The following is a 12063-nucleotide window of genomic DNA, read 5'->3' on the forward strand; positions in this document are numbered from 1 at the left end:
TTTCAATATATCTAAAATTAAATAAATATTTTTTAAAACCATAGCTCAATATAAGAGTCACCTACCACCTTGACACATAATTATTCCTCCTTATTCTAGTTTGGCATTGTTGCAATAAATTTAAGGAGAATATCTATTATGTCTAAATCTCAACTCGCCAATGGTGCTATATTTTATACCCAAAAGGATTACACTGGTAGTTCTTATCAATATCCAGAAAGCAGTACAGAAGTAAATTTAATAGGCACTCCACTGAATGATAAATTTCTTTCTGTCAAAGTTGGCCTGGAGTCAATAGTTTTTGCCTGGCGGCATGGCAGTGATAGTCAAGCCGGACAAATTTATCGCGAATGGGATACAAGCCAGGCTGATATTAGTGATATTCAAGGTTTGTCAAAGTTTATTGTATCTCCGTCAAACCGTGATTTGCTGGCAATAAAATTGCTTAACGAGTCAGGAATAGATCAGGTATTTAGGGCAAATATCCAGACTTATACCATTCCTGATGCGGTGAACTGTTATTCAGATGGCGACTATGAAGTCGTTGGTCTGATACCAAAAGACGGGCAACTATATGTTACCTCCGTAGCCATATTTAATTATCAGAATATCGTGGTAACTCAAGGTGCTGTTTATTTTAAATATAATGGCACTGACCTTGATATTGTTACTTACGATGACACAAAACCATCCTATATGCGGTTTGAAAAAGCCAGCAGTTATCATTTTAATTTCTATTTGGAAGAATTTCCTCGCAATGAGTAAAGGGAAAAAAAATTTGTATATACCCTATGGATTTCAAGAGGCAACTTGAAAGACGACGGGTATAGTGGGTAATTTTAATATAGCCCCTGAAAAGGGGCTTATTGATAATGACTCCGGTTCGAATTAATATCGCCAAACAGGCTATAATAAAAAATTCATTAATACTTACTCATTCGGATGTAAATCCACCCACAACAACTGGCTGTCTGCCACTAATGGTTTAATCGCCCCTTCCCGTATATCTTCCGGCAACCACCATGCGCCTTGCCCAAAAGCAAGCTGGACAGAATTTGTGCCGGACATTTCCCAACGCCCTTTCAGAACATACAGCACTCCGCTGTGAGATGTCGGTAAGCGACGTTCAGCAGTCACCACAGAAATTTCAGAAACCCAGGAGGAACGGCGAGTCAGGATATTGAAGCACTGAACAGATCCATCCAACAGTTCAGCATGCCCCCGAATATCACCGGAAAAATGGAAGGGGATCATTTTTTTCACCAGCTCATGTTCCAGAAAACCCGGACTGGTTAAACGAATGCCTTTTCCCTTCAATAATACGATGGAGCGATCAACATCGGGGAATTGCCCCAGTGCCCCATTTTGATGAATAGATGTGAAGCAGACACGCCAAGCGAAATCATCAGCAACCGGCCAGCAAACAATATCCCTTACTTCCCCGATCCCTCCAGCCCATTGTTCTCTTGATAACGTTGCATAATCGAAACATTTCATTCTCATGCTCCCCTTTCACGACTCTTACTGTTCTACTTACACCTGAAGAGGCAATAAATGTCCAATTATAAACTTCGCAAATAATTTTTCCTGCCGCAACCGAGAAACAATTAAAATGTGATTAATTACCCGTATTCCTTTAATAACGTACGACACAAACTTCCCAATGTTTTCATGGCTGCCACCTGAGTTTCATTCCATGCAAATGAAGTATTCAACCGGAAAGCGTGATCAAACTGAGAACTGGTGGAAAACATGCTACCGGGCGCAATGCTGATACCTTTAGCCAGCGCCAGTTGATATAACCGACTAGCATTGAAAGGCGGTTCGAATTCCAGCCAGATAAAATAACCACCACGGGTGCTGTTAACCTTGACCGACTGAGGGAAATATTCGCTGACCGCCCGCAGCATCTGAATTTGCCTTTGTTCCAATTGACGCCGCAACCGCCGTATATGGTTATCATACCCTCCCTGAGTCAGGTATTCCGCAATCGCCAACTGTGTGGGGATACTGGCTGAAACGGTACTCATCATCTGCAATTGCTGGACCTTTATCGCATGTTTTCCCGCAGCTACCCATCCGACGCGATATCCGGGAGCGAGACATTTTGAAAAGGATGCGCAGTGCATGAAATTATTTTCCTTGTCCCATGCTTTGATTGGCATCGGCGGCTCCTGATCAAAATAGAGTTCACCATAAACATCATCTTCAATCAGGATAATGCCGCTTCGGTTCAGAATTTCAACTAACCGCTGTTTATTTTCTGCCGGCATACTGACACACAACGGATTCTGAAATCGGGACATCAGCCAGCAAGCTTTTATTTGATATTTACTGACAACTTCCTCCAGTACATCCAAATCAATACCTGTTTTCGGATCTGTTTTTATAGCAATAGCTTTCAAGCGTAAACGCTCTATAGCCTGTAATGCACCATAAAAAGCCGGTGACTCAATCACTACCCAATCTCCGGGGCAAGTCGCTGACTGTAAGCTGAAACTCAACGATTCCATTGCGCCTGCTGTGATCACAATTTCATCAGGAGAAACATGGATGCCTTGTGCGGCATAACGGCGGGATATGTTACGCCTCAATCGTTCATTTCCCGGAGGTAAATTTGCCAATGAACTGTGAGGAACAAAGCGACGAGCGACTGACGCCAATGTTTTGGCTAACTTAGGCTCTACCAACAAGGAAGGATCAGGAAATGCGGAACCAAAAGGAACGATTTGTGGATCTTTACACGCTTGTAAGACATCAAAAATTGAGGCACTAATCTCCACATTTTCACTCAGATTCAGTTTCTTTCCTCCTTTTGCCGCTGCAAACGGTTTTATCCGCGGGGCAACATAATAGCCTGATTGCGGACGAGCCACGATCCAGCCCTGACTTTCCAGTAATTGATAGGCTTGCAGCACCGTCATCAAACTTAATCCCGACGATTTCACCGATTCCCGCAGTGATGGCAGCCTGTCCCCCACTTGCCAAATGTCATCCTCTATCTGTTGGCGGATCGTTACTGCCAGTTGTTCGTAGCGCGTCATATGCAGGCCTTTGGTTAAACTGCTATACCCGTCATCTTCCCAATTGCAGTTTTGTTGGCTGCATTCTGAAAACTATAGGGTATATAGCCAGAGTATTAATAATCTTTCACTATTATACCCGAATCCCTACATTTTATTTGCCTGCACCTTCTCACTTTGCTGGCCAGTTTAAGACACTGGTATCCATAACTGCGGTCCAGGCAGGGTTAGTAAGTAGTTATCAACAAACACTTTTGCATCTGGCATATATTGAACAATCTTTTTTCAGGAGATGATTTTTCAGTGAAATGATTTTCAAGATAACAGTGAGCCAAATCCCGGAGCGAATGTACCTAGCCCAAGCTGTTTCAGTATCACATAAGTTGTTGCCACAGATGCAGAGATGACAGGCACTCCCACAATATCCACTGAAGCATCCGACAATTCCAATGCACAGCGATCACTATCTGCATCCATTGCCACCAGTTCATCTTTTCTGACCGTTTTCATTCTCATACGGCTGGAATGAAAGGTAAAACGTTCAGGGGTAATCTTTTCGCGCGTGCGCAGGGTAAACTGGATCGCATTCATGGCACGGCGATTCACTTTCAAATCGAAAATATCAAAACGGCTGTAATACCCTGTTATGTCGTGCATCTGGCGGGGTTGAATACAACGGTTCAGATCAATTTCCGCATAGACAATTCCTTCTTTATCAATCAGAGGATGACCAATCACACGCCCATCTGGCCCGATAATTCCCGTAAACGCACTATTAGTACTACAGTCGTACGTACGCCCCATTGTGGCATGATAGCTCCTGACATTTTTTCCTGAAAATACGGGGAGGTGTTCAATGCACTTACCTATCAACACTTGAGAGCAGGAACTGCTCTCACTGCATACCCGTTTGGCTCCCTTGTTTCACCACCCTGGCCCACAACAACGCAGCCTCGCTTATCTCCGGGGACTGCTCAGTGACGTTGAACGTAAAAATGGCTGGCAACTGGCGGAATGGATAGGCGAACGCTCGCCTGATGGGGTTCAGCATCTGCTGGAGCGTGCTCGCTGGGATGTCGATGTGGCCCGCGATATTTTGCGTGACTACGTGATGGAACATTTGAGCGATGAACATGGGGTGCTCATTGTGGATGAAACCGGCTTTATTAAAAAAGGCCCCCATTCTGCCGGGGTGCAACGTCAATACAGTGGCACTGCCGGACGCGTCGAAAACAGTCAGATAGGCGTCTTTCTCTGTTATGCCGGTCAGGGCGGCCATGCCTTTATTGACCGGGCGTTATACCTGCCCAAACAATGGGCGGATGACCGGCCCCGCTGTGAAACCGCCGGCATTCCTGACTCAGTCCCCTTTGCCACCAAACCGCAACTAGCCCGGCAGATGCCGTTTATGGTCAGGATCGTCGCCTGCGCGGCTGGCTGGAGTCCCGATATCAACCGGTTGTGCTGGCGATCCCCAAAAATGAACCGTTGTGGTGGCAAGGGCCGACCCCTGTCAGAGCGGACAACATTGTGGACAGCCTGACGCCTCAGCAATGGGAATCACATTCTGCGGGGCGGGGAGCGAAAGGCGAACGTCAGTATGATTGGGTTTTAATGCCGCTCTGGCGTTTACAATGCAGTGAGAAAGAACGGGAATATGGCCATTATCTGCTGGTCCGGCGCAGCCGGGATGAAAAACAGGAACGGGCTTACTATGTCGTGTATGCACACCGAGAACAGGCTGATCTGAAAACCCTGGTTCAGGTGGCAGGTTGTCGCTGGGAAATTGAATGTGGTTTTGAGGAAACAAAAGGAGAATGTGGTCTGGATCATTATGAAGTGCGGCAATGGTACAGCTGGTATCGGCATATTACCTTATCGCTACTGGCTCATGCAGTTCTGGCGGTCTTGCGGATACGGGAGAAAAAAAAACGGTTCTGTCGCGTTAAGAATAATAGTTCGAAGGAAAGCCGGATTGATTAACTTTTATGCAGTTAGTTGATAAAAGAAGGCGGCGGGTGATAAGGTTTTCTCTCTAGGGTGAATATATTGTCCTTTACGCAACATGTTAACCAACTCAATCCCTGCCAATACAGTCTGAGCCCGCCTGAAATTTTTGAATCCCAGCATGGGGTGAGTTCGTCGTTTAACACCACGATGATCTTGTTCAATCAGATTGTTGAGGTATTTGTTTTGTCGGATAACCATGGCGTCATCCTTTGATTTTCCCTGATTTAATTTGTCTACTGCTGCTTTATTGGCACCGCTTTTATCTATCGTGACCACGTCAGGCTTTCCATGCTGGCGAATGGCTTTTTTAAAGAAACGCAGAGCCGCGGGTTTATCCCGATAAGCAGTCAGCAAAAAATCAATCGTATTGCCGTCAGAATCGACTGCTCGGTAGAGGTATTTCCACTGACCTTTAACTTTGATATACGTTTCATCCATTCGCCACCGACGCCTAACCGCAGGCTTGTTGTGGCGGTAACGTTTAACAATTAACGGAACTAAACGGTGAACCCAGCGAGAGAGTGGAATGATCTACGGCAATCCCCCGCTCTGCCATTATTTCTTTCAGATTACGCAAACTCAGTGCATAAGCCAGATACCAGCGGACACACTGAGCGATGATATCAACCGGATAATGGAGGCGTTTGAAGGCTTTTCGGATCAAAGACATTATTTGGAACTCGCGTAAAAAACGGGAAGTTTACCTGATGTTCCATTAATGCGACAGAACCGTTTGGAGCGCTACCTCGAAGGTCGCTCTTATGTCAAAAATCACTGATCGCGCTCCTCGTAAAAAGTGGGTATTCCATTCCGACGCCACCTATCCTATTTTTAAAACTCTACTTTTCAAAGAACTTTTAATAAGTAGAATAAGCATTGAAGATTTTATGACCATTTACCGTAATTATGATAATTACGGTAAATAAGATAATTTTACAAGTTCGGATGAATAGGTGTAATGCCGCGCTGGAACGTACTTACGAGGGATAGGCATAACAGCGGGAGTTGGTCGAGTAGCCCACCAAGGGGGATTTCACCCTCATATCCCCCAGAACATGAAGTTAATGGCGTTCTTAATCGCGTCGGCGGCGCTGCTAACGTCGGCAATAGCCTCTCCAGTAACGTTTACAGACACGCTTGATAGTTCGGTCGTCATCACCCGATAATCCTCATCGTTGACCCTAACCAGAGGAAACAGTGAGCTATTCACTTTTTCAGAAAGGTGGCGGGATTCAATCAGGGGGATGACCATACGCCGCCCTAGTGTATCGATGATGTCGCTTTGTACATCGACAAACATTTTATAATGGCTTGCCCGCTTGTATTCATAAACAATGAATTGCATGTCACCAGTTCCTGTTTTCCTCAGCGAACGAACCATGTTGCGCTATAAAATTTGCAACTTCTGTCATTCCTTCGTGGTTATCTGCTTTCCACTTTTCGGCCTTTATCCTGCGGGCTTCTTTTCCTATGACATCATTTACTAGGCCAGAAATATTTATCCCGGAAGAACTAAGCACTTGATAGTGTTCTCTGTCTACAGTTACGCTAATTCTATGCTTCATGGGTACACCTCCTTTATATATATCGAGTATATACTATAAGTAATCAATTGACAATTGGACGCAAAATTCTGTTCGCGAAATGGCTCAATTGTTATGACGTATCTCTTCTGCTGACTCTGCAATTTTGTTCTCCACCGGCGTGGCTTTACCAAACGGCGCTTTCGCTATCTCTTCCAATTCATCACCAAAACTGCTGAGCCAGGAACCCGGCTGGCGTCCAGTCATCATATTGAATAACCAGTCACGGCTACTCACCACTTCCGATCGCAGGTAGTACAGTGGGTGATGTTGGCCAAATTCCGGGTCAGCATGATAATCATCCTGATACGTATAGGATAACATTGGCAAGTTTTCACACTTCGTTTTCAGGAACAGAATAAAACGCTTGAGATTACCCAGCCCACCACTTCTCATACCATTCTTGAGCATGAAACCAGTGCTCTCATACGCAACTGAATAGCAATTTCTAATAGAACGCACAACTATCAATGTGCCGTCACAACTGCCACCGGAAACACGGATAAAGTGAAAACGGGCATCGGAGGAGTCAGCTACTTCATTGGTATCAGGCAGAAAAAAAGACTGGTAATTTCTGCTGCCGAGGCTACGTACATGAAATGGCGAAAACTCGCCAGTGTATAGCCAGCTTGAGTTGCAGTTAAATGTCTCACCGATGCGGTTTGCCATACTGAACGTAAGACTTTCTCTTCCGTCCAGGCAGCCTAGTACTACAGCCGTACGCGCCATTGTGGCATGATAGCCCATGACATTTTTTCCTGAAAATACGGGAGGTGCCCCATGCACTCACCGACCAACGCCTGGGAACAGGAACTTATTTCACTGCATACCCGTCTGGCTCCCCTGTTTCACCATCCCGGCCCACAGCAACGCAGCCTCGCCTACCTCAAAGGATTGCTCAGTGACGTTGAACGTAAAAATGGCTGGCAACTGGCGGAATGGATAGGCGAGCGCACCACCTGCTGGTTCGGCGCAGCCGGGATGAAAAACAGAAGCGGGCTTATTTTGTGGTGTATGCGCGCAGAGAACAGGCGGATCTGAAAACCCTGGCTCAGGTGGCAGGCCGACGCTGGGAAATTGAATGTAGTTTTGAGGAAACGAAGGGAGAATGCGGCCTGGATCATTACGAAGTGCGGCAATGGCACAGTTGGTATCGGCACATCACCTTATCGCTACTGGCTCATGCGGTTCTGGCAGTCTTGCGGATAGGGGAGAAAAAAAACGCCGGCGGGACTGATCGCCCTCAGTGTGGCGGAACTCCGTAATTTGCTGTCAAAATTGATGGAAAAAACGGGAGAGACAATCGAACAGATTTTACATTGGTCATATTGGCGACGACGACACCAATACTGCGCACAACAATGTCATTATCGGAGCCGGGATAACCTTATGATTACAGAGCGATTACGGCTGTAGTATTAGGACATGCCAGCAATTGTTCAGCTTCAGGCTGGCTGTCATAGCCTGTGTGATTTCCGGGGAAATAGTGGAACAGGAAACGAGGGTAAAAACTTTACCTTCAAAGCAATGCGCAGCCGCACGTAAACGGATCGCCTCAGCCATATCATAATCTGCTGGTGCAACAGGCAGGGAGATAAAACTGGCAACATGTATCAGCTCTCCCTGAGATAACAAAGCAAAACGTGCCAACGGGTTGGTATTCTCGCCACAAGCCAGTACGCCCAGCGGGCCAATACTCGTACCATGTACTTTTAATGAAGAAGCATCACCATTCGCCCATGTCAGCTTTTCGGCCCATGTCGGGACCAGTTTACGATGGCGTCCCAAAATACGCCCGTCATCAGAAATAGTCACCAATGTGTTATAAAGCGTTGCAATACCTGTGGGACTGCGTTCATTCACACCAATCAAAACATTGATATGATGACGAGCAGCAGCCTGAGCGATTTTATGGATCTCAGCCCCCGGCACTTCAATAGCAGATTTGCACAGTTTTTCAAACCACGGGCTACCCTGAACGGGCGTCATCACCCAGTTCCAATAGGGATACCCCGCAATAAATACTTCAGGAAAAGCCTCCAGACTGGCGCCATTATTTGCCGCCTCATGGATAAGCTGGCAAACGAGATCCACTGTCGCTTCCGTGTCCAGAAAGATCGGTGCAGCCTGTACCGTAGCTGCCTTGAATTTAGGAAGATTCAGCATATCAGGCTCCTGTTCTCTTTATACCCGCCTATAAGAAGATTTACACCGCAATAACGGGATGGCGCAAATCACCTATTTTCTCAAGATGTGCTTCAATGACATCCCCCGGCCATAGCCATTCCTGCGGATCACGCCCCGCCCCGACACCGGATGGCGTTCCTGTAGCGATGATATCTCCCGGCTCCAGTGTAATACCTTTACTGATATCTGCGATCAAAGCATTAACCTTGAATAACATATGATGAGTATTGGAATCCTGTTTAGTCACTCCATTAACTTTCAGGCTCAACGCAAGATTATGCGGGTCGGGGATGTCATCAGCGGTGACAATGCAAGGGCCGAAAGGTGCATAGGTATCCTGACCTTTAGAGTAGATCCACTGCCCGGCACGGTGACAGTCACGGGCGCTCATGTCGATAATCAAACTATAACCAAAAACATATTTCAGCGCGTCAGACTCCGGTACACTCTTCGCACGCTGCCCGATAATCACGGCTAACTCCACTTCCCAATCCAATTGCCGGGTGATTTCACGATTGTGTTCAATCGCATCCCCCGGACCAATGATTGCGGTTGGTGGCTTAGAAAAAATAACCGGTTCTTTTGGCAGCTCTTTTGCCGTATCGGGAGACAGACTGGATTCCTCAACATGTTCAACATAATTCAGCCCAATGCCGAAAATGTTTTTGCGCGGGCGGGGAATGGGAGCCAGAATTTTTACATTCTCCAGTGGCCGGGCCACACCGATTGGCCATAGACCTTCAAACGAATTTAATAATATGGTTGTACTGTTTACGGCCAATGGTCCCAATTCGATAAAGTCCAGCATGTTATCCGGTAAGACACTTCCGGCATGAGCAGCCAATTTTGCCAAATCCACCACATGATTATTTACAATCGCCCCCAATCGTGCAGCAGCAGTTATTTCGGTACGATAAGTGATTAAACGCATCTTTATCCTCCTACTCGTTGATGTCCGTCGTTATCGGCCAGCACTTCTTCATAATACAACTGTAATGCCCGTATCACCGACAGGTCATTGAAACAGAATAAACAGGCATCTTCCGTTTGTGATGTATTGACATGTTCATGCAGCGCCCATGAAGGAACACAGAAAATATCCCGCTCCTGCCAGTCAAACCGCTGACCATCAATAACAGAATAGCCCTGTCCTTTCGCTACCTGATAAATGAAGTTACGTGCCGCATTCTGGATTTTCAACACTTCCACACTGCGTACTTTCTGGTAATGTGACAAGCCCGCAGACAAATCTCCCTGATGTGTTATCACTGGTGTATGGCTGGCTTTCGACAACTCAAACCCCATTTTTACTGCCTGCACAATTGAAGGCAGGTCGGGACACGGATCAAGCAACCAGATCTGGGATTTCATCGCAAATGCATGGCTGCGCTCCTGCATGATAGAAGAACCTTCACCATAATCTTCGCCGACAATAATCAGCGCACCGCCTAAAACGCCACCGGATGCCAGGTTTGCTAATGCATCTGAGGCAACATTTGTGCCCACAGTCGCCTTAAATGTGACAACACCGCGTAATGGATAATTAACAGAAGCAGCAAGTGTGGCAGCGGCCGTTGCTTCACTGGCGCTGTTTTCAAAACGAATATCTATTCAGAAAGGATCGCCTGCGCATCAGCCAGAACATCCATCAGATGGGCAATGGGCGCTCCCTGATACCCTGCAATATAAGCAACGCCTGATTCCAACAACGCTTTTGTCACAGCGAGTATACCTTCCCCACGGAAAAGTTCTCCCTGACCCAGACGTAATTTTTCCACCTCTTTAACAAATGATCGTTCTGCCATGATCAATCACCTCGCATTTCTGTTTTGCTACAGCTTGTTAAAAGAAGACCTTGAAAGAAAACAGGTATGGGTATTATGTAATGAGAGTATAAATCAACGTCAATACATGCTCTGTCATGTAATTATGATTTATGCAGTGTCTGGATAGAACAGGCAGAGAGCGGATAAAAAACCCGTCAAAACAGATAAGAATGAGAGTGTTTAAAACTTAATACTATATTAATAATATGTAAGGTTTCTCATCAATATATTCACAATCATATATCTTCCATTTAGGCAAAATGTGGATACTGCTAAATAAGTTTTCATAATAGTGATACACCCATTTTTCTCATTCCCGGTTGTTGCCCTGATGAAAATGCGTTAATAAACGCTTCAACGCATTTCAAGAGTTGCCACATATACTGACAACAATGATTCCGTGTGACGGTTTCATGCAATGATTGCCATAGGCGTTCAATCTTATTTATCCATGGCGAATAGACCGGTAAAAACAACAAATTAAATTTAGGATTTTGTTTTAGCCATGCCCTGACTTTCCGGCTTTTATGAATGCCATAGTTATCTAAAATCAACGTGATGTTTTTTGCATGGCGATATTGGCCATTCAGTTCCTTTAACATGTTGATAAATAAATCAGAATTTTTCTTTATACCGCTGACATAAGTCACTTGGCCTGTTTGGGCGTCAAGGCAGCCCGCGAGGTAGTGTTTTTGATTTTTTCCCGGCGTCATGACCCGTTTTTGTTGCCCTTTCAGACACCAGTCCGCCCCGATTTTTGGGTTAAGGTCAATATCGACTTCATCTTCGTAAAAAACAGGATGTGGTTCTGACACGTTGGATAAAGCTTCAGTGATTTTTGCCATTTTTTCGTCATACTCAGGATCAGGCTTTTTTACGGTAGGTGCTGCCCTTCGCCAGACAATACCGACCTGACAGAAATAACGATAGAACGTACTTTGCGAAAGCGACAAACAGAATAATTCATTGATTATTCGAGTAATCAGCTCAATGCTCCAACGTGAACGCAGACAGCCAAAATCCTGTGGGGAGTGCTGTAATAAGAACGACAGCAAACTAAAAAGTGGTGCTAAATTCCAGATAGCAGGTCTTCCTGACGGTAAACTTTTTAATCCTTCCAGCCCATATAATGTAAACCAATTTATCCAACGATTAACCGAAGAACGTGAACAATGAAGGGTTCTGGAGATGGCAGAAACGGTCTTGCCTTCATGTAACATTAAGAGTGCCATGAGTCGGCGTGCATAATCTTTATCCCGGGTTTTATGAATAAATTTTTTCATCTGACGTCGTTCACTTCGGGGTATGGGTGCTATGATTGGCATTACTCAGTCCATTTTGGGATTTTTTTGATTTGGCGATTAATCAGATCGCAAAAACCGGGCTGAGTTCCCTTCAAGTGATCTACTATTTTGAAAGCTTATTTAGTAGAAA

The 12063-nt window shown here is 45.5% G+C and carries 13 protein-coding genes and 3 pseudogenes; 4 read left to right on the forward strand and 12 right to left on the reverse strand.

Annotated elements, in window-relative coordinates; genetic code table 11:
- Window positions 1-138: 138 nt before the first annotated feature.
- Entirely contained in the window at window positions 139-765 is a 627-nt protein-coding gene (locus BDD26_RS16450) for a beta/gamma crystallin domain-containing protein (RefSeq protein ID WP_115827146.1), read from the forward strand.
- Between the two features lie 165 nt (window positions 766-930).
- Here BDD26_RS16450 and BDD26_RS16455 read toward each other — a convergent pair whose 3' ends face one another.
- The 3 genes and pseudogenes from BDD26_RS16455 to BDD26_RS20575 form a co-directional block, all read right to left on the reverse strand.
- The gene (locus BDD26_RS16455) at window positions 931-1497 is read right to left on the reverse strand and encodes a HutD/Ves family protein (protein WP_232217387.1); all 567 of its coding nucleotides are present in this window, start codon (window positions 1495-1497) and stop codon (window positions 931-933) included.
- Between the two features lie 125 nt (window positions 1498-1622).
- Window positions 1623-3044, reverse strand: a complete 1422-nt coding sequence (locus BDD26_RS16460) for an aminotransferase-like domain-containing protein (RefSeq protein ID WP_115827147.1) — start codon at window positions 3042-3044, stop codon at window positions 1623-1625.
- Between the two features lie 366 nt (window positions 3045-3410).
- Window positions 3411-3593 (reverse strand): annotated as a pseudogene (locus BDD26_RS20575) (Asp/Glu racemase); the annotation flags it as partial.
- A 319-nt stretch (window positions 3594-3912) separates the two neighbouring features.
- Between BDD26_RS20575 and BDD26_RS16470 the strand changes: the two are divergent.
- Window positions 3913-5006: pseudogene (locus BDD26_RS16470) on the forward strand (IS701 family transposase).
- Between the two features lie 3 nt (window positions 5007-5009).
- On the opposite strand, the gene BDD26_RS16475 reads toward BDD26_RS16470, so the two are convergent.
- The 4 genes from BDD26_RS16475 to BDD26_RS16490 form a co-directional block, all read right to left on the reverse strand.
- A protein-coding gene (locus BDD26_RS16475; protein WP_115827148.1) for an IS6 family transposase occupies window positions 5010-5703 on the reverse strand; the annotation gives its coding sequence in 2 pieces (ribosomal slippage) (window positions 5010-5550 and window positions 5549-5703; 696 coding nt in all).
- A 369-nt stretch (window positions 5704-6072) separates the two neighbouring features.
- A complete protein-coding gene (gene ccdB, locus BDD26_RS16480; protein WP_115827149.1) occupies window positions 6073-6378 on the reverse strand; it encodes a type II toxin-antitoxin system toxin CcdB in 306 nt (101 codons plus the stop codon).
- Window position 6379: 1 nt separating this feature from the next.
- Entirely contained in the window at window positions 6380-6598 is a 219-nt protein-coding gene (ccdA, locus tag BDD26_RS16485; RefSeq protein WP_038260209.1) for a type II toxin-antitoxin system antitoxin CcdA, read from the reverse strand.
- A gap of 84 nt (window positions 6599-6682) precedes the next feature.
- Window positions 6683-7363 (reverse strand): hypothetical protein, encoded by a 681-nt coding sequence (locus tag BDD26_RS16490; protein ID WP_115827150.1) that lies wholly within the window; start codon window positions 7361-7363, stop codon window positions 6683-6685.
- A gap of 33 nt (window positions 7364-7396) precedes the next feature.
- Here BDD26_RS16490 and BDD26_RS19805 point away from each other — a divergent pair, with 33 nt between their 5' ends.
- Window positions 7397-7657: a hypothetical protein gene (locus BDD26_RS19805; RefSeq protein WP_211305522.1), complete on the forward strand. Its 261-nt coding sequence runs from the start codon at window positions 7397-7399 to the stop codon at window positions 7655-7657.
- A pseudogene (locus BDD26_RS16495) lies at window positions 7570-7881 on the forward strand (transposase); the annotation flags it as partial. The gene BDD26_RS19805 and the pseudogene BDD26_RS16495, both read left to right, overlap by 88 nt.
- 139 nt (window positions 7882-8020) lie before the next feature.
- Here BDD26_RS16495 and BDD26_RS16500 read toward each other — a convergent pair.
- The 5 genes from BDD26_RS16500 to BDD26_RS16515 form a co-directional block, all read right to left on the reverse strand.
- Window positions 8021-8782, reverse strand: a complete 762-nt coding sequence (locus tag BDD26_RS16500) for a carbon-nitrogen hydrolase family protein (protein WP_244922757.1) — start codon at window positions 8780-8782, stop codon at window positions 8021-8023.
- A gap of 40 nt (window positions 8783-8822) precedes the next feature.
- Complete coding sequence (locus BDD26_RS16505; RefSeq protein WP_115827151.1) at window positions 8823-9734, reverse strand: fumarylacetoacetate hydrolase family protein; 912 nt, start codon at window positions 9732-9734, stop codon at window positions 8823-8825.
- A gap of 2 nt (window positions 9735-9736) precedes the next feature.
- A complete protein-coding gene (locus BDD26_RS20885; protein ID WP_425330431.1) occupies window positions 9737-10309 on the reverse strand; it encodes a hypothetical protein in 573 nt (190 codons plus the stop codon).
- A gap of 101 nt (window positions 10310-10410) precedes the next feature.
- Window positions 10411-10608, reverse strand: a complete 198-nt coding sequence (locus tag BDD26_RS20890) for a ferredoxin family protein (protein WP_038260219.1) — start codon at window positions 10606-10608, stop codon at window positions 10411-10413.
- Window positions 10609-10913: 305 nt separating this feature from the next.
- The gene (locus BDD26_RS16515; protein ID WP_115825370.1) at window positions 10914-11954 is read right to left on the reverse strand and encodes an IS630 family transposase; all 1041 of its coding nucleotides are present in this window, start codon (window positions 11952-11954) and stop codon (window positions 10914-10916) included.
- Window positions 11955-12063: the final 109 nt, after the last annotated feature.

It is taken from the genome of Xenorhabdus cabanillasii (genome assembly GCF_003386665.1).
Lineage (GTDB): Bacteria > Pseudomonadota > Gammaproteobacteria > Enterobacterales > Enterobacteriaceae > Xenorhabdus > Xenorhabdus cabanillasii.

Excerpts from the sequence above, each read along its gene's own strand:
- BDD26_RS16450 (WP_115827146.1), top strand. The coding sequence starts at position 139 with ATGTCTAAATCTCAACTCGCCAATGGTGCTATATTTTATACCCAAAAG.
- BDD26_RS16455 (WP_232217387.1), bottom strand. The coding sequence starts at position 1,497 with ATGAAATGTTTCGATTATGCAACGTTATCAAGAGAACAATGGGCTGGA.
- BDD26_RS16460 (WP_115827147.1), bottom strand. The coding sequence starts at position 3,044 with ATGACGCGCTACGAACAACTGGCAGTAACGATCCGCCAACAGATAGAG.
- ccdB (WP_115827149.1), bottom strand. The coding sequence starts at position 6,378 with ATGCAATTCATTGTTTATGAATACAAGCGGGCAAGCCATTATAAAATG.
- ccdA (WP_038260209.1), bottom strand. The coding sequence starts at position 6,598 with ATGAAGCATAGAATTAGCGTAACTGTAGACAGAGAACACTATCAAGTG.
- BDD26_RS16490 (WP_115827150.1), bottom strand. The coding sequence starts at position 7,363 with ATGGGCTATCATGCCACAATGGCGCGTACGGCTGTAGTACTAGGCTGC.
- BDD26_RS19805 (WP_211305522.1), top strand. The coding sequence starts at position 7,397 with ATGCACTCACCGACCAACGCCTGGGAACAGGAACTTATTTCACTGCAT.
- BDD26_RS16500 (WP_244922757.1), bottom strand. The coding sequence starts at position 8,782 with ATGCTGAATCTTCCTAAATTCAAGGCAGCTACGGTACAGGCTGCACCG.
- BDD26_RS16505 (WP_115827151.1), bottom strand. The coding sequence starts at position 9,734 with ATGCGTTTAATCACTTATCGTACCGAAATAACTGCTGCTGCACGATTG.
- BDD26_RS20890 (WP_038260219.1), bottom strand. The coding sequence starts at position 10,608 with ATGGCAGAACGATCATTTGTTAAAGAGGTGGAAAAATTACGTCTGGGT.
- BDD26_RS16515 (WP_115825370.1), bottom strand. The coding sequence starts at position 11,954 with ATGCCAATCATAGCACCCATACCCCGAAGTGAACGACGTCAGATGAAA.